Here is a 24,716-nt window from a genome sequence, read left to right on the forward strand (position 1 = left end):
CGCCGTCTGGCGGACCTTGCAAACACGAGACACGAGCGACAGGCGAAAGACGCCCCGGACTGGCTGCTTCGCGCCGGCGCGCACCAGACCTTGAAAGAACGACGCATGGACCAGACCGTCGACAATCGCTCGACGAGGGCGACAACGGCCACGCCTTCGATCAGCGAGAGCGAGAAGAACGCCATCATCGGCGGCGTGCTCTTGTCGATGCTTTTGGCGGCGCTTGACCAGACCATTGTCGCGCCTGCTTTGCCGACCATCGCGCGTGCGCTCGGCCATGCCGAATACCTGCCCTGGATCGTGACCGGCTATTTGCTGACGGCCACCGCGATGGCGCCGCTCTACGGCAAGATTTCGGATGTCTATGGCCGCCGGCCGGTCATCTACGCCGCCATTCTGATCTTTCTTCTGGGATCGCTGGTCAGCGCCCTCGCCCCCAACATGCTGGTGCTGGTCATCGGCCGGGCGATCCAGGGCGCTGGCGGCGGCGGCCTGTTCGCGCTGGCGCAAACCGTCATCGGCGATCTCGTGCCGCCGCGCGAGCGGGCTCGCTACGCCGCCTGGATCGCCGGCACCTGGGCGGTCGCCAGCATCGCCGGCCCGCTGCTTGGCGGTGTCTTCGCCGAGCACCTGCACTGGTCGTTGATCTTCTGGATCAACCTGCCGATCGGCTTGCTGGCGATGGCGATCATCAACAACCCGCTGAAGAAGCTGCCGATCGCGGCCAAACATCACCGCATCGACGGGCTGGGGGCAATGCTCCTGGTGATCGCCACGGCGCTGCTGCTTCTTGCCCTCAACTGGGGCGGCAGCACCTATCCATGGTTCTCATCGGAGATCCTTGAGCTGGTGGCCTGCTCGGCCGTTTTCTGGACTTTGTTCGCCGTAAGGCTGCTCAGGGCTGCCGAGCCGCTGATCTCTCTGGAGGTGCTGAGCAATCCCATCGTGCTCGCCGGGACGCTGTCGATGTTCCTGCTGCAGGCTGCAAACATCGGCGCGTCGGTTTACCTGCCGGTCTATCTGCAGTCGGTCGTCGGCCTTTCGGTCAGCGAATCCGGGACGGCGATGCTGGGCCTCCTGCTCGGCACCGTCGCCGGCGCTACTTTCAGCGGCCGCATGATCCCACACTTCGTCCATTACAAGCGCATCGCCATGGTCGGCCTCATCCTGGCGATCGTCTGCATCGGCGTGCTCAGCGCCATTGCTGGACACGCCTCGCTGATCGAGGTCGAGATCCTGACGACCCTGGTTGGCGTCGGCAGCGGCACGACCTTCCCGGTCAGCACCGTCTCTGTCCAGAACGCGGTCGATCGCGCCCATCTTGGCGTCGCGACCGGCGTGCTGACATTCCTGCGTTCGCTTGGCGGCGCGCTTGGCGTTGCCATACTCGGCGCCGTCGCGCTTGGCTACGGCCTGCCGCTCTCCGCAGAGGGGTCGCAAACGCGTATCGAGCTGACATCGGCGATGCCGTTCGTGATGATCTTCCTCGCCGCCGGCATCACGCTTGTCCTGGCATTGATCGCGCTGGCGCTGATGCCGGAAAAGCCGCTGCGCGGCGTGGAGGAGGACGCGGCGCCCGTGCTCGCCGAATGATGCCGTCAATCGTGGACGCCCAGCTTCTTCTGCAGGCTGGTCGACGATGTCGTGTACTGGAAGACGATGCGCTCGCCGGGGCTGACGATGCGTTTTGCCGCCTGCGCCATCAGGGCGACCTCGTGGAAGCCTGACAGGATCAGCTTGAGCTTGCCCGGGTACCAGTTGATGTCGCCGATGGCGAAGATGCCGGGGACCGACGTCTGAAACTTCTCGGTGTCCACCGGGATCAGGTTCTCGTGCAGGTTCAGCCCCCATTCGGCGATAGGCCCGAGTTTCATGGTGAGACCGAAGAACGGCAGCATGCGGGTGCAGGGCACCTCGACGTCGCCGTCCGGGCCGCCCTTGATCGTCGCGGATGACAACTGGCCATCTGCCCCGGCGAGGCCGCTCACCTGACCGACCAGGAATCTCAGCTCTTTCATTTCCTGCATGGCATACATCTTGTTGACACTGTCGGGTGCTGCCCGGAACTCCGGGCGGCGGTGGACGAGCGTCACGCTCTTGGCGATCGGCTGCAGGTTGAGTGTCCAGTCGAGCGCCGAATCGCCGCCGCCGACGATGACGAGGTCGTGTCCGCGGAATTCCTCCATGCGCCGGACCGAATAAAAGACGCTCTTGCCCTCATAGTCCTCGATGCCAGGGATGGGCGGGCGTTTGGGCTGGAACGAACCGCCGCCGGCGGCGACCACCACCACCTTGGCCTCGAAGACCTCGTTCTCATCCGTGGTGACGCGGAAACCGCCGTCCTCGAGCTTCTCCAGGCTGGAAACCATACGGTTGAAGGTGAACTCCGGCTTGAACGGATGGATCTGCTCCATCAGCTTGTCGACCAGTCCCTGGGCCGTGATCATCGGCCAGCCGGGAATGTCGTAGATCGGTTTTTCCGGATAGAGCTCGGCGCACTGTCCGCCGGGACGGTCGAGAATGTCGATGAGATGGCACTTCATGTCGAAGAGGCCGAGTTCGAACACGGCGAACAGGCCGACAGGCCCTGCCCCGACAATGAGTACGTCCGTCTTGATCGTGTCGGTCATCATCTCCGCCCCATTTTGGGAAATGGTGGGGACAGTGCATGACCTATGGCCCGCTGCCAAGCAGCCAGGCGCAAAATTGGAGAATGGGGGGTTGGTTCAGCCCTGGCGCTCGGGCACGCGGACGACGAGTCCGTCGAGCGCGTCGCGCACCTTGATCTGGCAGGACAGGCGCGAGTTCGGCCGGACGTCGTAGGCGAAGTCCAGCATATCCTCCTCCATCGCCTCCGGCTCGCCGACTTCGGCTGTCCAAGCCTCGTCGACATAGACATGGCAGGTCGCGCAGGCGCAGGCGCCGCCGCATTCCGCCTCGATGCCGGGCACCGCGTTGCGGATCGCGTTTTCCATGACGGTCGAGCCGTTTTCGGCCTCCACGTCGAATTGCGTGCCGTCATTGGCAATGTAAGTCAGCTTGGTCATTGGTCACCTGAGGAGTCGCAGCGGAGATAATCACTCCACCGGACAAGTCAACTGCGGCGGGAAAGCGCCACCAAATGACGTTTTTCAGAAGGTGCCGTTCGCCGACGCTGGGGCGCGGCGGCCGGATGGAAGCGCATCGCTCGAATCTTCTGAAGCACGACGCTTAGCGGCTGATGGCGGCGATAAAGTCCCGTACTTCCTCGATCAATACGCCAAGTTTTTTCAGGGTGCGGGCGTCCTCGGGCTGCTTTTCGATGGCTGCCGCGCATTCGGCGACGGCAAAAGCGCCGATGCCGCGCGCCGAGCCTTTCAGGCCGTGTGCCAGGACCACCCGTTCCCTGGCATCGGCGTCGAGGATCTTCTCGCGCACCGAAAGCGCCTGCTGCACGAACAGCGCCAGCACCTCCTGTTCGAGCGCGCGATCGTCCATCGTCTGCCGCGCCAGATGGGCGAGATCCACAGGTCGCGACCCTGCCGTTCCCGACGCGTCGCCGCCGGGCATGGAAAACGCGATTCCACTTTCACCACGCATACGCACTGCAACTCCTAAAAAGGCGGCGAGCGCCCAAAAAAATAGGCGATCCCGGTCGCCATCGGGTTAACGACTGCCAGGGAAAAATGTTGTCACAGAGGCGGCCAAATCACGCTTCCGTTAACCCTATATTTAAAGTTTTACGTATCACCCGGAATGCATGTTTTCTTTACCCCCGTGTGTCATTACGATACGAACGTCCATTTTCAGCCTCCTGTCTGGGACCAGACAAGCCAGAATCAGGCCAAAATCATAAGTCCCGCGGCAGCTAGTACAGGGTAGCGAAGGCATGGCTAAGAAACCGACGACGACCAAATCCCTCGAGAGCGACGTAGCCGCGGAACTGGAAAAGGCGCTTGACCTCGACCTTAACGGCGACGAAGGCGGCCTCGACATGGCGGCGTCGATGGAGGATCTCGAGGCCCAGATTTCGGCCGCCGCGGATGAATTGGCGCGTGAAGGCCGCAGCCAGCGGATCGAGCCGGCAAATGAGCCTCAGGCCGCGAAGGCGGCGCCTCAGCCGAAGCCGGCGGAACTGCGCCCGGTCGAATCGCGCGCCTCGCAGCCGGCCGGCTTCACGCCTGCCCCAGGCTTCACACCGGCCCCTGGCTTCACACCGGCCAACGATGATCGCCAGAAGGACTACCGGACGCTTCTGCACGGCCTAAACCGGCGCGCATCGAGCACCGTCTACTGGGTGATCGCGTTCATTTCGCTTGCCTGGATCGCCGGCGCCGGCGGCCTTGCCAATCTTCTCTTTGGCCCGAGCATCTGGAAGATCCGCACCTTCGACCAGTTCTTCGCCCGTCCCGAGCTGATCGGGCTGGCGGTCGCGGCGATCATCCCGGTCATTCTGTTCTGGGCCTTTGCCGCCATGATCCGGCGCGCGCAGGAAATGCGCATTGCCGCGCAATCGATGACCGAAGTGGCCTTCCGCCTTGCCGAGCCGGAAAACCTCGCCCAGGACCGCGTCATGATGATCGGCCAGGCCGTTCGCCGCGAGGTGGCGGCCATGGGCGAAGGCATCGAGCGCACCTTGGCGCGCGCTGTCGAGCTCGAGACGCTCGTCCACAGCGAAGTCAGCCAGATCGAACGCTCCTATTCCGAAAATGAGGCCCGCATCCGTTCGCTGGTCGACGGGCTTGGCAGCGAGCGCGAAGCTGTCGTCACCCATGCCGAGCGCGTGCGCGCCTCGATCGCCGGGGCGCATGAGACTCTGCGCGACGAGATCGGCTCGGCCAGCGACATCATTCGCGACTCGATCCTCAACGCCTCGACCAAGCTGTCGATGACGATCAACAATTCCGGCGACACGCTGATCGATCGCATCAACGAAAGCTCGATGTCGATCTTCGATTCGGTGGAAACCCGGCTCGATACGATCACCGACCGCCTGTCGACTTCAGGCGAGGCCTTCGCCAGCCTGCTCGACACCCGTATCGCCAAGCTGACCGACACCACCGACGGCCTCACCCGCTCGCTGACCGACCTGCTCGACGACCGCACCGCCGGCATGGTCTCGCTGCTCGGCGGCGCTGCACGCACGCTGAGCTCCGAGTTCGAATCGAGCCTCAGCGGCATCGAGCGGACGCTGGCCGAACGCGGCCAGGCGCTGATCAGCGAGTTCCAGACCCGCGCCGAGGCGCTCGACACCGGCACCCAGAAGCTCAACGCCGCGCTGGAAGCCCGCGCACGCCAGATCAATGAGACGCTCGTCGAGCGTGCCCGCGAGATCGCCCACACCTTCGCCGAAAGCAAGGACACGCTGTCGGCGATGATCGACCAGGGCAGGACCCAGATCGGCGCCGACATGGCCGACATCGTCTCGTCGACCTCCTCCATGCTCGAAGCCCGCGCCACCGATTTCGCAGGGCGCATGGAGGCTGCGCGCCACGTCGTGTCGCGTTCCTTCGACGCCGACATCCAGCGGCTGTCCGATGCTCGTTTCGGCATCGAGGAAGCCGTCGAGAACCACAGCCGAATGCTCTCCGAAAGCCGCGACCGCATGGCTGCCGCCATGCAGGAGGATTTGACGAAGTTTGCTGAAGGCCGTGCCGAGATCGACGCCGCCGTAACCAACCAGGTGCAGAAGCTGGCGGAGGGCCGCGGCCTGATCGCACGCGCGCTGGAAGAGGACCTGCGCAAGGTCAACGAGTCGCGCGCCGCCATCGATGCTTCGCTGGGCAGCCATCTCGAGCAGCTCGAAGAGGGTCGCAGCCGCTTGTCGCAGGCGTTGAACGAAGACTCCGGCAGACTCGTGCAAGCTCGCACAATGATTGATGAAATGGTCGCTGGCCACGTCGGAAAACTGGCAGAGGGCCGCAACATTCTGGCGCGCGCGCTCGAGGCCGATCTCGGCAAGCTGTCGGACAGCCGCGCCTCGATCGACGGCCTCGTCGCCGGCCAGGTCGAGAAGATCGCCGAAGGCCGCGCGGTGCTCGCCAAGGCGCTCGAGACCGACATCCTCGGCATCAGGAACCTGATCGAGACCCACTCGAAGAAGCTCGCCGAGGATCGGGGTGAACTCAGCCGCGCTCTCGAGGACGACCTCAGTGGTATTCGTGGCATGATCGACAGCCATGCGGGCAAGCTTGCGGACGACCGCAGCCTGCTGTCGCAGACGCTGGAGGCCGACCTCGCCAAGCTCGCCGAAAGCCGCGCCTCTATCGACGGCCTGGTCGCCGGCCAGGTCGAGAAGCTCGCCGAAGGCCGCGATATCCTCAAGCGTGCCCTGGAGGCGGACCTCAACACGATCAAGGGTACCATCGCAGGACACTCCGACAAGGTGTTGGAAGACCGCGCGCAGCTGTCGAAAGCCCTGGAGGCCGACCTGCAGACGGTCAGCGGCGCGATCTCCGATCACCAGAACCGCCTTGTCCAGGATCGCTCGGTGCTGTCGAAGTCGCTCGAAGACGATCTGGCCAAGCTCGCCGAGAGCCGATCCTCGATCGACGGCCTGGTCGCCGGTCAGGTCGAGAAGCTCGCCGAAGGGCGCGACATCCTCAAGCGCGCGCTCGAAGCGGACCTCAACACTATCCAGGGCGCCATCGTCGATCATTCGCAGAAGATCGCCGGCCACCGCGCCGAGCTTTCGCGCGCCCTCGATGCCGACATGGCCAATGCCAGCGGCCTCATGCAGACGCACGCCGAAAGGCTCTCGCAAGACCGTACGACGCTGACCAAGGCCTTGGAGGACGATCTGGCCAAGCTGGCCGAGAGCCGCTCCTCTATCGACGGTCTGGTCGCGGGCCAGGTCGAGAAGCTCGCCGAGGGCCGCGACATCCTCAGGCGCGCGCTGGAAGCAGACCTCGCCAAGCTCGCCGAGAGCCGGTCCTCGATCGACGGCCTGGTTGCCGGCCAAGTCGAGAAGCTCGCCGAGGGCCGCGATATCCTCACGCGCGCTCTTGAAGGCGATCTGCAGAAGCTGGCCGAAAGCCGCTCGGAGATCGACGACATCGTCGCCGGTCATGTCGGCAAGCTGTCCGAAGGCCGCGACACGCTGGCTCGCGCCCTCGAGGACGACCTGGCCAAGCTCGCCGAAGCGCGCAAGGACGTCGATCGCTCGGTGTCCGGACACATCGATCAGATCGCCGCCAAAAGCAGCGACATCTCGGCGGCGATCGCCGCCGATGTCGAGAAGATCGAGCAGGCGTTCAGCCGCCAGACCGGCATCATCGAAGAGCGCGCCGGCACCATGGAGCGTGCGCTCTCGACCGGCGTCGACAATGTCCGTGGCGTTCTTGAAAAGACCGCCGTCTTCGTCGCCGGCGCGCTGCGCGACAAGGTGATGGAAGTCACCAGCGCCCTGCACGAACAGGCCGGCGCCGCCTTCAGCGACGCCGACCGCAAGATCGCCGAACGCGCCGAGCAGACGTCGGCCGCGTTGCTTGCCAGGGCCGAAGACATCGCCAACGCCTTCGAGGCGGCCGACCGCCGCCTGCACGAGCGCGCTCAGGACACCTCCAGCATGCTGATGGCCCGCGCCGACGATGCGTCCAACGCGCTCCTGGCCCGTGCCGAGGAAACCGCCGACAAGCTGGCCACCCGCGCCGGCGAGATCGCCGGCACCTTCGACAGCGCCGACCAGAAGCTGGTCGCTCGCGCGGTCGAAACGGCGCAGTCGCTGGCGGCGCGCGCCGGCGACATCCTGCGCAACTTCGAGGGCGCAGACGAGCGGCTGAGCATGCGCATCACGGAGTCGGCCGAGGCGCTGGCCGCACGCGCCTCCGATCTCGGCCGCATCTTCGACGCCGCCGACCAGCACCTGATCTCGCGCATCGCGGAAGGCTCGGAAGCGCTGTCGTCGAGGGCCTCCGAGATCGCCCGCATCTTCGACGATGCCGACAACCGCCTGGTGTCGCGCATCGCCAGCAGCAGTTCGACCATCGGCGAACATACCGACGCCATTGTCGGCGCCTTCGCGGCAACTGAGCAGCGCGTCGCTGATCGTGCCCGGCAGACCGGCCAGGAACTCGCCGTCCACGCCCGCGAGATCGAGCAGGCGCTTGCCGGTGCCGACGAACGGCTGGCTTCCAGTGCCGCCGCGGCCGCGGCCCGTGTCGAGGAGCAGATGGCGAGCGTGGAGAACCGCATTGCCAACAGCGCCGAAACGATGGGCCAGAAGCTCAGCGAGCAGGTCTCCGGCGCCGAGGCGCAGCTCATCTCGCGCGCCAACGTCATCGCCGAAACCTTCACCGCGGTCGGCCAGCATATCGGCCAGAGCACCAACGAGGCGGCGAAGACCATCGGCGCCAACACCCGCGAGCTCAACACCATGCTTGCGGCGCGCTCCGCCGAAATGTCGAAGATCCTCGACGAGACGGCGCGTCCCCTGGTCGAGCGCTTCGCCCAGGGTGGTTCCGAGCTGCAAAAGAGCATGGAAGAGGTCACCGAACGAGCGACCGAGAAGCTGCGCAGCGAAAACGCGGCCCTCGTCAACGCGCTCGCCAACCGCACCGCCGAGACGCTTTCGGCCGTCGAAGGCGCGCGCTCGACGCTGGCCGACAGCGTTGCCGACCTCATCGGCCGCATGGGCAACTCCAGCGCGCAGCTCGGCCAGCTTATCGACCAGGCTGCCGTCAACCTCGGCCAGATCGAGGAGCGCCTGACCGGCAGCACGCAGAGCTTCGCCTCGACCACGGAAAAGGCCGCGCAGACCTTCGCCAGCTCGGCGCGTCTCGTCGATTCCAACACGACGCGGCTCACCGATCTGTCGTCGGCGACGTTGCGCGAAGTCGCATCGATCGCGACCAAGTTCGACGAGCACAGCCGCCTGTTGTCGAGCGCTTCCAATCTGCTTAGTTCCGCGCAGAGCAATCTCGAGCACACGCTGGAGCGTCAATCCTCGCTCGAAGACCTCGCCGTCGGGCTGGTCAAGAAGTCGGAAGACCTCGAGAAGGTGATGCGCTCGTTCGAGAATCTGGTCAGTCAGACGATGCAGACCGCCGAAGGGCGCACCATGGAATCGGCGGAGAAGATCCGCACGGCCATCGCCGATGTCGTCGATTCGGCGACGCGGCGCTTCGCCGACGCGACCGAGGAGATGCGGCGCACCGCGAGCTCGATCAAGAGCGAGCTCGACCTCACCCGCGCCGAGCTCAAGAAGGGCGTCATCGAGATGCCGGAGGAAGCCAAGGAATCGACCTCGGCCATCCGCCGCGCCGTCTCCGAGCAGATCAACGCGCTCAAGGAACTGTCGGATATCGTTGCGAAATCCGGCCGCAGCGGCAGCAGCGAAACCGGTGAGCCGCGCGCATTGCGCCCAGCGGCGCAGGCGCCTGCCCGCCCCGTTGAGCAGCCGCTGCGCCGTCCGCCGGTGCCGCAGCCTCAAGCTGAGCGTCGCGCGCCACAGGTGCCGCTCGGCGAGACGACGCTGCGCGGCACGCTCGATATCGAGCGCCCCGCCGAGGCGCCGCGCCGCGATCCGAACGGCCGCACGCCGCAGGGCGGCTGGGTGCGCGATCTCCTGACCAATGCCTCGCGTGAGGAAGACCTGGAGCCGGCGGCGCCGGCCGAGGCGCCACGCGCGGCGCCTGCCCAGCGCACGCCGCTGCACGTCATGGAATCGCTCAACTCGCTGTCCGTCGACATCGCGCGCGCCATCGACCATGACGCCTCGATCGAGCTGTGGAACCGCTATCGCCGCGGCGAACGCGACGTATTCACGCGCCGGCTCTACACGCTGAAGGGCCAGCAGACCTTCGACGAGATCCGCCGCAAGTACCAGGCCGAGGCCGAGTTCCGCGCCGCCGTCGACCGCTACTGCGACGATTTCGAAAAACTGCTCAAGGATGTCTCGCGCAACGACCGCGACAACATCATGGCGCAGACCTATCTGACGTCCGACACCGGCAAGGTCTACACCATGCTGGCCCACGCCAGCGGCCGCCTGCACTAGAGCCGGTCGGGATCGAACAAAAAAAGGCGGGCCGAAAGCCCGCCTTTTTTCATGTCCCCGGTTGCCTGCTCAAAGTGCGCGATCAGATCACCGAATCCGTCCAGCGGACGATGTCCTTCGCCGCCTGGCCGAAGGCATTGTCCAGCGCGCCGACATAGGCGGCGTTGCCGCTGCCCGAGACCGGCGCGCTCGCCGTGAAGCTCTTGGAGGCGCGCACCTCGCCGTTGCGGTCGTTGAGGATGCGCACGAACAGGTCGACATCGGCATGCTCGTCGCCATTGACCCGGACTTCGAAGGACCGCACCTCGACGATGATCTGGTAGTCGATCGCCAGTCCCTCGCCCGGCTTGCCGACGCCGGCGAAGCTGCCGGAGCGCTGGAAGGTCTCGGCGAGCCTCGCCTGCACGATCAGCGGCAGGCGGTCCGCCCATTGCGCGCCCTTGAGGAACTGGATCGACTGGTCGGACGGCCTGATGACGATGTTCTGGCTGTCCAGCGCCTTCAGCGCCGAAGGCTGGGCGATCAGGATCTGACGGCGGCTGTGCCCTCGCATGTCGAGCGACGGAGCGGAAAGCTCGAACGTATCGAGCGGCGCCGGCTTGCCTCCCAGTGCCGCGCAGCCGGCGAGCGCGAACACGAGCGCCGCCGCAGCGACCGACTTCAACCCTCTACCCGATTTCACGCGCGATCCCCGTTATGTCCCCGGATCTGACGATCAACTTGCAGCTGCAATCCATGTTCTTGGCGTTCGCCGCAGCCGAAGTCAACGCCGCGCCCTGCCATCGAACTGACGGACCTCGCCCTCGCCGCCCGTCAGGATGCGCTGCGGATTGCGGCTGAGATCGGTGACCGCTTCCTCGATGCGATTGATCGAGCGCCGGCTGTCCTGCACCAGCGCTTTCACGTCCTGCAGCCCCGAACCTGAGAAGCGCGCCAGATTGTCGGTGATGGTGCCGAGGCGCGCGTTAAGCGTATCGGCGACCTGCTTGAAGGATTTCAGCGTCGCCCTGGCATCCGCCATCACGCCGTTGGCCTCGCCGGACCCGAGCAGCTTGTCGACCTTGGCGAGGATGCCGTCGACGCGCACCGAGGCGTCGTTGAGGCGCTGCGCTAGCTGGCGGGCATCCTTGATGGTGTCATTGATGTCGTCGGAACGGTTGGCGATCTTGTCGGTGACCTTGGCGATGTCGGAGGCCGCCTTGTTGGCGCTGTCGCTTGCCTTCTGGATGTTGGCGAGTGCCGTGCGCACATCCGCGGGATCGATGCCGTCGAGCACCTTGTCAACCTTGGCGAGCGTCCCTTGCGTCTGCTTGGCGAAGTCGTTGACCGACCCCACCGCCGTATCGACGTTCTTCAGCACGCCATCCAGTTGCCCGCTGGTCTCCTTCAGATTGGCGGTGACCGTGTCGACGTTGGCGACGATGCTCTTGATCTGGTCTTTGTCGACCGAGTTGAGCAGGCCCTCGGCCGCCTTCAACGTGCTGTCCAACCGGCCCGACACATTCTGCAATTGCTCCGACAGCGAGCTGACGGCCGACAGGAACTTGTCGATGCCGTCCGAATTCTTGGCCAGCGCGTCGGAAAAAGTCTCGACGTTCTTGACGGTCTGCGTCAGCGGTCCGCGAACGTCCTTCGTGAAGCCTTCAAGATCGGAGAGCACCTTGTCGGCGCGTGTGAAGATGTTCTGCGCCGTCTGCAACAGGTTGGTCACGGCCGACGGATTGGCAACGATCTCCGGGACCCTGCCTTCTTTCTCCGCCTCGTCGAGCAGCTTCGCTTCCTTGGGATCGGCGCCCCTGAGCTCGATATTGGCCTGGCCGGTGAGGCCGGCGAGCCCGATATCGGCCTGCGTCGACTTGGTGATCGGCGTCATGCGGTCGATCTCGGTGTCGGCGATGGCGACGGTCGGATTGTCGACGTCGATATAGACCCGCTTGACGTCGCCCACCTTGACGCCGTTGAAGAGCACGAAGCTGCCGCGGCCGAGGCCCGAAGCCGAACCCGGGATGCGCACGCGCAGCAGCGTCGTCTCGCCACGTTCGCCGATTGCGGCCGTCCAATAGACGAAGGCGAAGGCCGCGAGGATCGCAGCCAGCGTGAAGATGCCGACAATGACGTAGTTGGCTCTGGTTTCCATTGCCTCACTTATGGCTATGCGCGCGCCGCAAGATCAAGTTGCCGGGCGCGTTTTCCGCGGAAATAGGATTTGACCCACGGCTCCTCGCTTTTCAGCATGTCGTCGATCGTGCCCTCGACCAGCACCCTCTTCTTGCCGAGCACCGCGACATGGTCGCAGGCGGTGAAGAGCGTATCGAGGTCGTGCGTAACCATGTAGACCGTCAAATCCATCGTATCGCGCAGCTTGACGACCAATTCGTCGAATTCGGCCGCACTGATCGGATCGAGGCCCGAGGTCGGTTCGTCGAGGAAGACGATGTCCGGATCGAGCGCCAGCGCGCGCGCCAGCGCCGCGCGCTTGATCATGCCGCCCGAAAGCTCGGAGGGGAATTTCTGAGCCGCATCCGGCGGCAGCCCGACCAGTTCGACTTTCAGCATGGCGAGCTCGTCCATCAGCTTCTTCGGCAGGTCGAGATATTCGCGCATCGGCACCTGCACGTTTTCCTGCACCGTCAGCGCCGAAAACAGCGCGCCGTGCTGGAACAGGACGCCAAGCCGCATATCGATGCGCAGGCGCTCGGCATCGCTTGCCTTGTCGACGTCGACGCCGAACAGCCTGATCGTTCCCGATTGCTTGGGCATCAGCCCGAGGATGGTGCGCAACAGGACAGACTTGCCGGCGCCCGAGGCGCCGACAAAGCCGAGAATCTCGCCGCGCTTGATGTCGAGCGAAAGCTTGTCGAGGATCAACTTGTCTTCGATGGCAACGGTGACGTCCTTGACCGAAAGCACGATCTCGCTCTCGTTCGCGTCCTCCGCCGTCTTGACCCCGTTGCCGCTCGCGCCTGCCATCTCAGAACTCGATCGCTGCGTAGAACATGGCGAAAAGCCCGTCGAGGATGATCACGACGAAGATCGACTTCACCACCGAGGCTGTCACATGCCGGCCGAGCGATTCGGCGCTGCCGCCGACCTTCATGCCCTCGACCGACGCGATGGTGCCGATGATCATCGCCATGAACGGCGCCTTGATCAGCCCGGCAAAGATGGTGCTGAGGTCGATGGCGACACGCAGCCTGTCGATGAAGGCGGCCGGCGGAATGTCGGAATAGAGCCAGGCCGCGATGATGCCGCCGCCAAGGGCGGCGAAATTGGCGATGATCGTCAAGCACGGAAGCGCGATCACCAGGGCGACGAGCCGTGGAAACACCAGGACGCCGATCGGGTTCAGCCCGATCACCTTCAGCGCGTCGACCTCCTCGCGCATCTTCATCGAGCCGATCTCGGCGGTGATGGCGCTGCCTGAGCGGCCGGCAAGCATGATCGCCGTCATCAGCACGCCGAGCTCGCGCAGGATCAGCACGCCGACCAGGTCGACGACGAAGATATCGGCGCCGAAATAGCTGAGCTGATAAGCGCCCTGCTGGGCGACGATGGCGCCGACAATGGCCGACATCAGCACCACGACAGGAATGGCGCCGACGCCCATGCGGTCGATCTGGTTGAAGATCGCGGCCGGGTTGACGGCATGGCCGCGGCCGAGCTTCATCTGCGCGCCGCGGATAGTGGCGCCAAGGATATTCATCGAGGCCAGAAAATCGTCGCGCATCTCGTAGACGCGGCGGCCGACCAGCTCCAGCGCGCGCAGGATGATGTTGGGCGGCCCGGCCGGTCCCGATTCGGGCTCGCGCCGCACCGCGTCGCCAACCGCGCCGAGCAGGATCGAGGCGATCTCGCTCTGCCCCTGCACATGGACCTCGACGCCTTTCTTCTCGAAAGCGCTGGCCAGCCGATCGATCAGCCAGGCGCCGGCCGTGTCCATCTTCTCGATCCGGGAGAGATCAAGCACCAGCCTTTTCGCGGTGTTGCGCTTCTCGATCTTGCGCATTTCGGCATCGACCGATGCGACCGTCCGCGTTGTCCAGGCACCCGAGAAGGCGCAGCCGAGCACGCCGCCTTCCTCGCTCACGGCGATACGCGGCTGGTGATTGGCCTCGCCGGCGGGCGCGCGGCTTGCGTCGCGTTTGCGGATGGTCAACATGGCGTCCTGTTTAGCGTGACGGGGCTGGCGTGTCGATTTGCAGGCAGACCGGTGTCGCACAACCGGAGAAGAAAAATATGGCGCGTGTCATTTCGGTCGAGGCGGAGCGCTTCCCGATCGCTGGCACCTTCACCATCTCGCGCGGATCGAAGACCGAGGCCGATGTCATCACCGTGACGATCGCGGAGAATGGCCATGTCGGCCGCGGCGAATGCGTTCCCTACAAGCGCTATGGCGAGACCATGGAAGGCGTGCACGCAGCGATCGAAGCCATGCGCGAGCCGATCGCGGACGGAATCGACCGCGCCGCCCTGCAGGCCGCGATGCCGGCCGGCGCGGCCCGCAATGCCGTCGACTGCGCCTTGTGGGACCTCGAGGCAAAACTCAGCGGCAGGCCGGCGGCGGACGCGATCTGCGCTGTTTCGCCGAAGGCGCTGGAAACCGCCTACACGCTGTCGCTCGCCGACCCTGAAGCAATGGCCGCCCAGGCCCGCGCCAACGCTTCGCGGCCGCTGCTCAAGGTCAAAATCGGCGGCGACAACGACATGGCAAGGATTCGCGCCGTAACGCAAGCCGCTCCGCAAAGCCGCATCATCCTCGACGCCAACGAGGGTTGGACGGACGAGACCATCGAGGCCAATCTCGTATTCGCCGCACACCAAGGCATCGCGCTCATCGAGCAGCCGCTGCCCGCCGGCCGCGACGGCATCCTGCGCGCAATCGCGCATCCCGTGCCAATCTGCGCCGACGAAAGCGTGCACGAGGCGAAGAACCTCGATGCGCTGGTCGGCCTCTACGACGCCGTCAACATCAAGCTCGACAAGTCCGGCGGCCTGACCGAAGCGCTCGCCCTTCGCGATCGTGCCCGCGAACTGGGTTTCGGGATCATGGTGGGCTGCATGGTCGGCACGTCGCTCGCCATGGCGCCGGCGGTGCTGCTTGCCCAAAATGCCGATTTCGTCGACCTCGACGGGCCGCTGCTCCTGGCACGCGACCGTGATCCCGGTCTCATCTACCAGGGATCGCTGGTCTCACCCCCTGACAGGGCGCTGTGGGGCTGAGCGCGCGGCAAGACCGATCAACGCCAGGCCGACGATCGCGATCGGGATCATGGCCAAAAACCCATCGACGCCAAGGCGGTCGTAGAGCGGCCCGGAGGCCAGCGTCACCGCGGCCATGAAGAAACCGTTGAAGAAAAAGGCAATGCCTTGCGCAGCGCCCGTGCGCTCTTCGGCAACCGTTTCGCCGATCATCTTCTGCAGGCCGATCAGCACCATCGCCACCGACACCGCATGCAGCGTCTGGACGCCGAAGAACCCGGCGACGCCAAGCCCGAGCGGCCAGATCAGCGGAAAGGCGATCCAGCGCACGATCGAGCCGATGCCGGCGATCACCATCACCCTGGCTATGGAGACAGAGGCGAAAATGCGGTTGAAAAACAGAAACATGCAGACCTCGGCGACCACGCCCCAGGCCCACAGCAGGCCAACGACGGAATCGCTGATGCCGATCGACCTCCAGTAGATCGAGACGAAGCCGTAGAGGAAGGCGTGGCTGGCGGTGATGATGCCGACGCCAAGCGTGAAATAGAGGAAATAAGCGTTGAAGAGGCTCGGGGCCGAATGCTGGATGTCGGTCGCCGACAGCGGCGACGCCCTGCGGGGCCGGCCCATGCGAGGCGCCCACAGCGCCGCGACAAGGGCTGCGCCGAGGGCCACGAAGATGATCACCGGAACGGCTTGGGGGCCCGTGACCGCCAGGATGACGCCACCCGCGATATTGGCGCAGAAATAGGAGATCGAACCCCATTTGCGCATGGCGGTGTAGTTCGAGCCAAAGCGGCGCACGCCCGACAAAGCCAACGAATCGGCCATCGGCGAATGCGGCGTCCACGGGATCGAGAGCAGCAGCGAGACGGCCAGCACGCCCGCATAGGTGGCCGGCAGGAAATAGCCGGCCGAAACGATCATCGTCGCCGCGACCAGCGCGACATAGACGTTGGCGCGATCCTTCGCCCGGTCGGCAAGCGCTGTGAGCATCGGCGTCGTCACGACGCGCAGGAACATCGGCGCGGCCAGGATGACGGCGATCTGTTCGGCATGGAAGCCTTTCGCCTCCAGCCAGAGCGGGAAATAGGGCAGATGCGTGCCTTGCGGCACGAACAATGTCGCAAAGATCAGGCTCATGCGCAGTTCGAAATGGCGTGGCTTGACGAGTTGCTCAGGCGAAAGCGGCGGCAGCGACATGAATCGATCCAATTACGCTGCATTCTGTGGCCCGCAACGCGTCTCGATCCCTAACATGCGGCAGGGCGCGGCGGAACTGCCTGGACCAATCGATCCGGCTAAAGCTGTTGAAAGACAAAGAGCGAAAGGTGCTCAGGCGGCCTTGACCGCCCTGCCCTTGAGATCGACGATATCGACGGGCACGAGCGTATCCTTGCTGGCCGAAACCTCGGGCAGCACATGCGCCCAGGTCAGGATCTCCATGCGGCCGTCGCAGTGCTCGACCACGGCCGTGCAGCTCTCGACCCAGTCGCCGGTGTTAATATATTGGACGTCGCCATAGGTCTCGATCGCGGCGTGATGGATGTGGCCGCAGATGACGCCGTCGACATGCGAGCGCCGCGCTTCCTCGGAGAGCACCGTCTGGAACGAACCGATGAAGTTCACCGCCTTCTTGACCTTGACCTTCGCCCAGGACGAAAACGACCAGTACGGCAGCCCGAGCAGATGGCGCAGCTTGGTCACGACGCGGTTGATGAGCATCGCCGCGTCATAGGCGTGGTCGCCGAGATAGGCGAGCCAGCGCTGATTGTGAACGACCGTGTCGAACTGGTCGCCATGGATGACGAGCAACCGCCTGCCGTCGGCCGTCTCGTGGATGGCGCGGTCGGCAACGACGATGCCGCCGAAATGCACGCCCTGGAACTGGCGGGCGAATTCATCGTGGTTGCCGGCGATATAGGTGATCGAGGCGCCCTTGCGCGCCTTGCGCAGAAGTTTCTGCACCACGTCGTTGTGGCTCTGCGGCCAATGCCAGTTGCGCCGCAGGCGCCAGCCGTCGACGATGTCGCCGACCAGATAGATGGTATCGGCGTCGTGGTGGCGCAGGAAATCGATCAGGAAATCGGCCTTGGCCGCCTTCGAGCCGAGATGCACGTCGGAAATGAACATGGTGCGAAAAGTGCGGGGCTCTGGACCGGACATCGCGATTCCACCTTTCTTTCGCGTGCCTATGCCTCGATTCATGCAACAACCGTATGACGGTTGCGGTTGGTCCAGCCCAGGCGCTAGCTTGCCGCCCTCGAAAAAGGAGAAATCACCATGGATCTCGGCATTCGCGGCAAGAAGGCCATCGTCTGCGCCTCGAGCAAGGGATTGGGGCGCGGTTGCGCGATCGCGCTGGCCGAAGCCGGCGTCGACCTCGTCGTCAATGGCCGCAACGCGGAGCTGTTGGCAAAGACCGCGCAGGAAATCCGCGAGAGATTCGGCGTCAAGGTGATCGAGATCGCCGGTGACGTCTCGAAACCGGAAGTGCAGAAGGTAATGCTTGCCGCCTGCCCCGACCCGGACATCCTGGTCAACAACAATGGCGGCCCGCCGCTTCGCGACTTCCGCGAGCTCGACCGCGTAAAGATCCTCGAAGGCGTGACACAGAACATGGTGACGCCGATCGAGCTGATCCAGGCGGTGATCGACGGCATGGCCAAGCGCGGCTTCGGCCGCATCGTCAACATCACCTCGCTGTCGGTCTATGTCCCGATCCCCGGCCTCGACCTGTCGTCCGGCGCCCGCGCCGGCCTGACCTCGTTCCTTGCCGGCGTGGCGCGCACGGTGGTCGACCGCAACGTGACCATAAACAGCCTCCTGCCCGGCAAGCTCGATACCGACCGGCTGCGCGGCCCGCATGAAGCCGGCACGCAGGAAGAGCCGGCAGCCGCGGCCGCGCGCAAAGCCCGTATCAGCGCCGACGTGCCGGCAAAGCGTCTCGGCACGCCGGAGGAATTCGGCCAGATCTGCGCCTTCCTGTGCTCGGTCCACGCCGGCTACCTCACCGGCCAGAACATTCCGGTCGACGGCGGCCTCTATGTCAGCGCGTTCTGACCGGCCTGAGTAGAGCGCCCGAGAATCTCGGCACAATAGGCTGAAATAGTTTGATTATTTGCGCTTCGGCAATGTGAACGCCGAAGCTGAGATTTGGCGTCGCGAAGAATCGTCGCCGCATGCTAAAAGGCTCGAAACCAGGAAGCGCAGGAGGGGCCGCAATGGACGGCGAGAGCAAGAAGACGGCCAGGTCGGACCTCGACGAGGCCGCGCTCTTCTTTCACAAGCACCCGACCCCTGGAAAGCTTGAGATCCAGGCGACCAAGCCGCTCGGCAACCAGCGGGATCTCGCGCTTGCCTATTCGCCCGGCGTCGCCGCGCCCTGCCTGGAGATCCGTGACGATCCGGCGACCGCCGCCGACTACACGGCGCGCGCCAATCTCGTCGGCGTCGTCTCCAATGGCTCCGCGGTGCTCGGGCTCGGCAATATCGGCCCGCTCGCCTCCAAGCCGGTGATGGAAGGCAAGGCGGTGCTGTTCAAGAAGTTCGCCGGCATCGACGTCTTCGACATCGAGATCGACGCGCCCGAGATCGAGCGCATGGTCGAGACGGTGGCCGCACTCGAGCCGACCTTCGGCGGCATCAACCTCGAGGACATCAAGGCGCCGGAATGCTTCGAAGTCGAGGAGCGGCTCAAGGCCCGCATGAGCATCCCGGTCTTCCATGACGACCAGCATGGCACCGCGATCATCGTCGCCGCGGCGGTCCTCAATGGGCTGGAATTCGCCGGCAAGACGATTTCAGACATCAAGATCGTCACCTCCGGCGCGGGTGCTGCGGCACTCGCCTGCCTCAACCTGCTGGTCTCGCTCGGCGCCAAGGTGGAAAACATCTGGGTCACCGACCGTTTCGGCGTCGCCTGGAAGGGCCGCACCGAAGAAATGGATCGCTGGAAAGACCCTTACGTTAAGGACACGGAAGCGCGCACGCTGGCCGATGTCATCCCCGGCGCCGATGTCTTCCTCGGCCTCTCCGCGGCAGGCGTTCTCAAGCCGGAATTGCTGCAGCACATGGCGCCGAAACCGCTGATCCTGGCGCTCGCCAACCCGACGCCGGAGATCATGCCGGAAGTGGCAAGGGCGGCCCGTCCCGACGCCATGATCTGCACCGGCCGTTCCGATTTTCCCAATCAAGTCAATAATGTGCTGTGTTTTCCTTACATCTTCCGAGGCGCGCTGGACTGCGGCGCCAGCGCCATCAACGAGGAGATGAAGATGGCTGCCGTGCGGGCGATCGCGGCCCTTGCCCGCGAGGAGCCTTCGGATGTCGCGGCGCGCGCCTATTCCGGCGAGACGCCGGTGTTCGGCCCGGACTTCCTGATCCCCTCGCCCTTCGACCCGCGCCTCATCCTGCGCATCGCGCCGGCGGTGGCCAAGGCAGCCTGCGACACCGGCGTGGCGACACGGCCGATCGCCGATTTCGCCGCTTACATCGACAAGCTCAACCGCTTTGTCTTCCGCTCCGGCCTGGTCATGAAGCCGGTGTTCTCCTCGGCCAAGGCCTCGAGCGCCAAGCGCGTCATCTATGCCGATGGCGAGGACGAACGCGTGCTGCGCGCGGCACAAGTGGTGCTTGAGGAAGGCATAGCCGAGCCGATCCTGATCGGCCGCCCACATGTCGTGGAAGTGCGGCTCAAACGCTACGGCCTGCGCATCCGGCCCGGCGTCGATTTCGGCCTGATCAATCCGGAAGACGATCCGCGCTACCGCCACTATGTCGACCTGCTGATCGAGCTTGCCGGCCGGCGCGGCACAACGACGGAAGCCGCCCGCACCATGGTGCGCACAAACAATACGGTGATCGCGGCGCTTGCGCTGAAGCGCGGCGATGCGGATGCGATGATTTGCGGGCTGGAAGGCCGCTTCGAGCGGCATCTGCGCAATGTCACGCTGATCATCGGGCCGCGCGCCGGCGTCAAGGACCGCGACCTGTCAACGCTCTCGATGCTGATTTCGCAGCGTGGCATCATTTTCCTCACCGACACCTATGTCTCCATCGACCCGACGGCCGAGGAGATCGCCGAGATGACCGTCCTGGCAGCCGAGGAGATCAGGCGTTTCGGCATAGAACCCAAGGCCGCCCTGCTGTCGTTTTCGGATTTCGGTTCGCGCGACGCGCCGAGCGCGTTCAAGATGCGGCAAGCCGCGGCGATCCTGGCGCGCATCGCGCCCGACCTGCAATGCGACGGCGAGATGCATGCCGATACAGCGCTGTCGGAACATCTGCGCCAGCGCGTCTATCCGCATTCGCGGCTGAAGGGCGAAGCCAATCTGCTGGTATTCCCGAACCTAGATTCGGCCAACATCACGCTGACGGCGTTGGGCGCCATGATGGATGCGCTGCATGTCGGACCGATCCTGCTCGGCACCGACAAGCCCGCTCATATCCTGACGCCTTCGGTGACCTCGCGCGGCGTCGTCAACATGACGGCGCTGGCCGTGGTCGAGGCGGCGCACAAGGCGCAGGCGCTCGTCGATTTGGGTTGAGGACGACTGCGATTCCGGCTGTGAATACCGGTGGTGCCTGATTGCAAGTTGGCAGCCAGGCGCGAAACGACCATTGGCGCGGGTGCGAGGGTAGAATGAGCTTCGAACTAGCCATGCTCGCCGCAAGTTGCGTGCTCTGTTTCATTCACATTGTCCTCGCCTCGCATTCGGCGAGCTTCCAGCGAGGTTACCGCTGGACGGCCAGCGCCCGAGACGCCGAACTCCCTCAGCTCACTGGGCTGGCAGGGCGCCTGGAAAGGGCGCTGCGAAACTTCGTCGAGACATTTCCGGTGTTCGTGGCGGCGGTTTTTCTTGTCCACGCGACTGGCCACGAGACCGTGCTCAGCAAGTGGGGCGCCGGACTCTATTTTTCGGCCAGGCTGGTCTATCTTCCACTCTATGCATTTGGCATACCACTGCTCCGCTCGCTCGTTTGGAACGTTGCGTTTGTTGGAATCGTTATGCTTTTGCTAGCATCGGTTTGGCCTTTCCTAGGGAACAGTTAACCACGAACGCGGTAGCCTTCCGACCACGGGCAATCGGGATACCAGGCGGATGAAGGGGTTGAAGCTGACGCACCTCGCGGCGCTGCTTGCAGCGCTGGGGGCGTCGGCTGTCGGCGCGACCGAGCCGCAGGCGGCTTCCCGCACGTGCCGCCAGCTCGAAGCCGAGCTCTCTGCGTCGCGCGGTGGTGGCGGGCCGGGCCTGATCCGCAAATATGACGACGCAATCGCGCGCCAGCGTGAACAACTGGCGAAGGCGCGCGGCCGCGCCAGCGATGCCAATTGCGGCTTCACGCTGTTCTCACGCAATGTCAGCCAGTGCGCGGCGATCAATGCCTCGATAGAGCGCATGAACGCCAATCTCGACACCTTGCAGGCCAAGCGCGAGCGGCTGGCCGGCGGCGGCACGCGGCGCGACCGCAGCCGCATCCTTGCGGCGCTCGACGCCAATGGCTGCCGCGACGACGAGGTCGAGCCGCGTCGCGCGCCGATCCAGGAGGCCGCCCGCAACAACAATGGCGGCAATCTGTTCGAACAGCTTTTCGGCCGAGGCGATCAGGAGACCGAGACGCTCGATACGCCTGAGGCACCCGATATTCCATCGGACGACCCCAGCGTGCGCAACATCCGTGGCATGATCAACCAGCCGGACGGCATGGACCTGCCGAACGGCGAGTTCCACACGATCTGCGTGCGGACCTGCGACGGCTATTTTTTCCCGATGTCGAACGCCGCCTCCTACGGCGATTTCGAGCGCGACCAGAAGAATTGCGAATCGAGCTGCCCCGGCACCGAGATGCAGGTCTTCTACAAGCAGGGCATGGATGACGATGCCGGCAATATGACCTCCTCGGTGACCGGCCAACCCTACAGCGAGTTGCCGACCGCCTATCTCTACAAACAGGCCAACTACTCGCGGCCGCCGCAATGCGGCTGCAACGCCCAGGGCGGCAATTTCTCGATCATTGCCGGCAATCCGCCCAGTCCGGAACAATCGCAGCCGGAAAGCGAAGCAACGCCCTTCATTCCGGTGCCGGCCAGCAAGCCCGATCCCGGAGCCGACCCAGAAACGCTGGCCAATGCCGAGGGCGGGCTCGATCGCGAGGCGATCAAGCGCCTGACCGCCAAGACGCCAGTGTCGCCGGTTTCGGCATTGCCGCCGGAACAGCGCAAGGTCAGGGTCGTCGGGCCAGCGTTCCTTCCCGACCCATCAGCGGCAATAGATCTGCAAGCTCCGGCCCGGAAGAGCGCCCAGTAAGCGCAAGCCTCAGCGGCATGAACAGCGGCTTGCCCTTGCGTCCGGTCGCTTCCTTGATCTTGCCGGTCCAATCCTTCCAGACCGTGCCATTCCACGGCTCCTCGGGCAACAGGTCGAACGCCTGGTGGAGGAAGTCGCGATCCTCGCCGGAAAACTCCGCCGGCTCCTGCGGGCCGTCGCTCAGAATTCGCCACCATGCGACCGCGTCCGACAAGCGGTCCAGATTGCCGCGCACCGCCAGCCAGAACGGCTCGGCCCTGTCGCCGGAAATGCCGAGCACGATCAGCCGGTCGCGCGCCTCCTCGAACGGCATGTGATGTATCAGCGCCCGGTTGAGCACGAAGAGCTCGTCCGGATCGAACTTGGCGGCAGACTTGGACGTCGCTGCCGGGTCGAAATGCCCGGCGAGTTCGGTAAGGTCGTGGGCGACCGCGACATTCTCCGACGTGCCGACGAGCACCGCCAGCGAAGCGACCGCCATCGGTTCGACGCCGTCCTCGCGCAGGCTCTCGATCGACAGCGCGCCGGTGCGCTTCGACAGTCCCTCGCCGGAGATGGTGGTAAGCAGGTTATGGTGCCCGAAGACGGGCGGTTCGGCGCCGAGCGCCTGGAACAGCGCGATCTGCACGCCGGTATTGGTGACATGGTCGTCGCCGCGGATCACGTGGGTGACACCCATCTCGATGTCGTCGACCACGGATGGCAGCGTGTAGAGATAGGTGCCGTCCTCGCGCACCAGGACGGGGTCCGACAGCGAAGCGAGATCGACGGTCTCCTCGCCGCGCACCAGGTCGTTCCAGTGCACCTCGGTGCGTTCCGGCTGCAACGGGTCGCTGGTGAAATTCGGCAGCAGGAAACGCCAGTGCGGCCGGCGCCCGTCGGATTCGTATTCGGCCACCTGCTCCGGCGTCAGCGTCAATGCCTCGCGGCCATAGACCGGCGGCAGGCCGCGCGTGCGGCGCACCTTGCGGCGCAGGTCGAGTTCCTCCGGCGTTTCGTAGCAGGCATAGAGCACGCGCGCCGCCTTCAGCCGCTCCACCGCGGCATCATAAATCTCGACGCGTCGCGACTGGTATTCGGTGGCGTCCGGGAAAATGCCCAGCCAATGCAGGTCGTAAAGGATGGAATCGGCGTATTCCTGCTTCGAGCGGCCGATATCGGTGTCGTCGAAGCGCTGAATATAGCGGCCCTTGTTGTTCACGGCGAACAGCCAGTTGAACAGAGCGGTGCGCGCATTGCCGATATGGATGCGGCCGGTCGGCGATGGGGCGAAACGGACGGTAACTGTCATGGGCGGGGCGTAGCGAATGCTTTTAGGCTTGGCAAGACACGCCCCCGCGCAAGAGCAACAGATAGTGCAAGCCAGCTAAAATGAAAAGCCCGCGGGCTGGTTGCGAGTGTCACGGTCCCACGCGACGCCAGCCCAGCCGCTCCTCGATGCGCCTGGCGCTTTGCCTGACCAGCGACGTCAAATCCGGATCTTTTTGCCTGAGCTTCACATCCGGCACGACGATCGAAATCGTCGCCCGACAGGCTCCAAGACCATCGCGGATCGGGGCTGCGATGCAGGCGACCGAAAAATCCGACTCGCCGGCCTGGATGGCGAGGCCCTGCTCCAGCGCCGCCGCCGATGCTCGAGCTAGCACGTGCTTGTCCGTTTCGGCACGCCCCGTCGGCGAAGCGGTCGCCGAGCGAGCGAAAATCGCGAGACGCTCGTCCTCCGGCAGATGACCTACCAGCAACCGGCCGGACGCCGTCCAGTTCAGCGGCGTGCGCGTGCCGACGCGCGATGTGACCTGGAAATGGTCCTTGCCTTCTTCCATGGCGAAGACGACCATACAGTCGCCGTCGCGACCGCATATCTGGACGGTTTCCTTCGACCCTTGCGCGAGTTCATGCATTTCCTGGGTCGCGACATTGAGGAGGTCGAGGGTCCGCGCATAGGTCAGCCCATACTGGTACAGTCTGGGCCCCAGCCACAGCAGCCCGCCGTCCTTGCGATCCAGGAGCTGCTTTTCGACCATGTCGTCGACGATGACGTAGACGGTCGACAGCGGCGCACCGATATCGCGCGCGATCTCATAGGCGGTCGCAGGGCGTCCCCGCCGTTGCAGGCAGTCCAGGATCTGCAGCACGCGGTCTATGCCGCTGGTACGCGACCGGCGCGGCTCGAGCGAAGCCTCGGCGCGGTTGACGTCTTGCTCTGTTGCGTTGGCAGTCATGTGGTC

General features: G+C 64.8%; 18 protein-coding genes. 7 read left to right on the forward strand and 11 right to left on the reverse strand.

The window, feature by feature from the left end; translation table 11 throughout:
• The first annotated feature begins 105 nt into the window (after positions 1-105).
• Positions 106-1,593 carry an MDR family MFS transporter gene (locus tag EN853_RS12215; protein WP_127860180.1) on the forward strand — a complete coding sequence of 496 codons (1,488 nt, stop codon included), beginning with the start codon at positions 106-108 and terminating at the stop codon, positions 1,591-1,593.
• A 5-nt stretch (positions 1,594-1,598) separates the two neighbouring features.
• Here the strand turns inward: EN853_RS12215 and EN853_RS12220 are convergent, their stop codons facing one another.
• The 3 genes from EN853_RS12220 to EN853_RS12230 form a co-directional block, all read right to left on the reverse strand.
• The gene (locus EN853_RS12220; protein ID WP_127860179.1) at positions 1,599-2,630 is read right to left on the reverse strand and encodes an NAD(P)/FAD-dependent oxidoreductase; all 1,032 of its coding nucleotides are present in this window, start codon (positions 2,628-2,630) and stop codon (positions 1,599-1,601) included.
• A gap of 96 nt (positions 2,631-2,726) precedes the next feature.
• Positions 2,727-3,047, reverse strand: a complete 321-nt coding sequence (locus EN853_RS12225; protein WP_126100524.1) for a 2Fe-2S iron-sulfur cluster-binding protein — start codon at positions 3,045-3,047, stop codon at positions 2,727-2,729.
• Positions 3,048-3,210: 163 nt separating this feature from the next.
• Complete coding sequence (locus EN853_RS12230; RefSeq protein ID WP_127860178.1) at positions 3,211-3,579, reverse strand: Hpt domain-containing protein; 369 nt, start codon at positions 3,577-3,579, stop codon at positions 3,211-3,213.
• A 289-nt stretch (positions 3,580-3,868) separates the two neighbouring features.
• Between EN853_RS12230 and EN853_RS12235 the strand changes: the two genes are divergently transcribed.
• Positions 3,869-9,976, forward strand: a complete 6,108-nt coding sequence (locus tag EN853_RS12235) for a kinesin (RefSeq protein WP_127860177.1) — start codon at positions 3,869-3,871, stop codon at positions 9,974-9,976.
• Positions 9,977-10,058: 82 nt separating this feature from the next.
• Here the strand turns inward: EN853_RS12235 and EN853_RS12240 are convergent, their stop codons facing one another.
• The 4 genes from EN853_RS12240 to EN853_RS12255 form a co-directional block, all read right to left on the reverse strand.
• Positions 10,059-10,658 carry an ABC-type transport auxiliary lipoprotein family protein gene (locus EN853_RS12240; protein ID WP_127860176.1) on the reverse strand — a complete coding sequence of 200 codons (600 nt, stop codon included), beginning with the start codon at positions 10,656-10,658 and terminating at the stop codon, positions 10,059-10,061.
• Between the two features lie 81 nt (positions 10,659-10,739).
• Positions 10,740-12,113 carry an MlaD family protein gene (locus EN853_RS12245; RefSeq protein ID WP_127860175.1) on the reverse strand — a complete coding sequence of 458 codons (1,374 nt, stop codon included), beginning with the start codon at positions 12,111-12,113 and terminating at the stop codon, positions 10,740-10,742.
• Positions 12,114-12,127: 14 nt separating this feature from the next.
• The gene (locus EN853_RS12250) at positions 12,128-12,946 is read right to left on the reverse strand and encodes an ABC transporter ATP-binding protein (RefSeq protein WP_127860174.1); all 819 of its coding nucleotides are present in this window, start codon (positions 12,944-12,946) and stop codon (positions 12,128-12,130) included.
• A 1-nt stretch (position 12,947) separates the two neighbouring features.
• The gene (locus EN853_RS12255) at positions 12,948-14,135 is read right to left on the reverse strand and encodes an ABC transporter permease (RefSeq protein ID WP_127860173.1); all 1,188 of its coding nucleotides are present in this window, start codon (positions 14,133-14,135) and stop codon (positions 12,948-12,950) included.
• A 77-nt stretch (positions 14,136-14,212) separates the two neighbouring features.
• Between EN853_RS12255 and dgcA the strand changes: the two genes are divergently transcribed.
• Positions 14,213-15,196, forward strand: a complete 984-nt coding sequence (gene dgcA / locus EN853_RS12260) for an N-acetyl-D-Glu racemase DgcA (RefSeq protein ID WP_127860172.1) — start codon at positions 14,213-14,215, stop codon at positions 15,194-15,196.
• On the opposite strand, the gene EN853_RS12265 is transcribed toward dgcA, so the two are convergent.
• Complete coding sequence (locus tag EN853_RS12265; RefSeq protein WP_127860171.1) at positions 15,167-16,381, reverse strand: MFS transporter; 1,215 nt, start codon at positions 16,379-16,381, stop codon at positions 15,167-15,169. The two genes, dgcA and EN853_RS12265, sit on opposite strands and share 30 nt — an antisense overlap.
• A gap of 132 nt (positions 16,382-16,513) precedes the next feature.
• Positions 16,514-17,344: a UDP-2,3-diacylglucosamine diphosphatase gene (locus EN853_RS12270; protein WP_127860170.1), complete on the reverse strand. Its 831-nt coding sequence runs from the start codon at positions 17,342-17,344 to the stop codon at positions 16,514-16,516.
• A gap of 117 nt (positions 17,345-17,461) precedes the next feature.
• Between EN853_RS12270 and EN853_RS12275 the strand changes: the two genes are divergently transcribed.
• The 4 genes from EN853_RS12275 (at position 17,462) to EN853_RS12290 (ending at position 22,488) form a co-directional block, all read left to right on the forward strand.
• On the forward strand, positions 17,462-18,241 hold the full coding sequence (locus EN853_RS12275) for an SDR family oxidoreductase (RefSeq protein ID WP_127860169.1): 780 nt from the start codon (positions 17,462-17,464) through the stop codon (positions 18,239-18,241).
• 161 nt (positions 18,242-18,402) lie between these two features.
• Positions 18,403-20,727, forward strand: a complete 2,325-nt coding sequence (locus tag EN853_RS12280; RefSeq protein ID WP_127860168.1) for an NADP-dependent malic enzyme — start codon at positions 18,403-18,405, stop codon at positions 20,725-20,727.
• A gap of 95 nt (positions 20,728-20,822) precedes the next feature.
• Entirely contained in the window at positions 20,823-21,233 is a 411-nt protein-coding gene (locus EN853_RS12285) for an MAPEG family protein (RefSeq protein WP_127860167.1), read from the forward strand.
• 49 nt (positions 21,234-21,282) lie between these two features.
• A complete protein-coding gene (locus EN853_RS12290) occupies positions 21,283-22,488 on the forward strand; it encodes a DUF2865 domain-containing protein (RefSeq protein WP_127860166.1) in 1,206 nt (401 codons plus the stop codon).
• Here the strand turns inward: EN853_RS12290 and EN853_RS12295 are convergent.
• Positions 22,406-23,779 (reverse strand): glutamate--tRNA ligase, encoded by a 1,374-nt coding sequence (locus EN853_RS12295; protein ID WP_127860165.1) that lies wholly within the window; start codon positions 23,777-23,779, stop codon positions 22,406-22,408. The genes EN853_RS12290 and EN853_RS12295 overlap by 83 nt on opposite strands.
• A gap of 109 nt (positions 23,780-23,888) precedes the next feature.
• Positions 23,889-24,710: an IclR family transcriptional regulator gene (locus EN853_RS12300; protein WP_127860164.1), complete on the reverse strand. Its 822-nt coding sequence runs from the start codon at positions 24,708-24,710 to the stop codon at positions 23,889-23,891.
• Positions 24,711-24,716 lie beyond the last annotated feature (6 nt).

It is taken from the genome of Mesorhizobium sp. M1C.F.Ca.ET.210.01.1.1 (assembly GCF_004791585.1).
Lineage (GTDB): Bacteria > Pseudomonadota > Alphaproteobacteria > Rhizobiales > Rhizobiaceae > Mesorhizobium.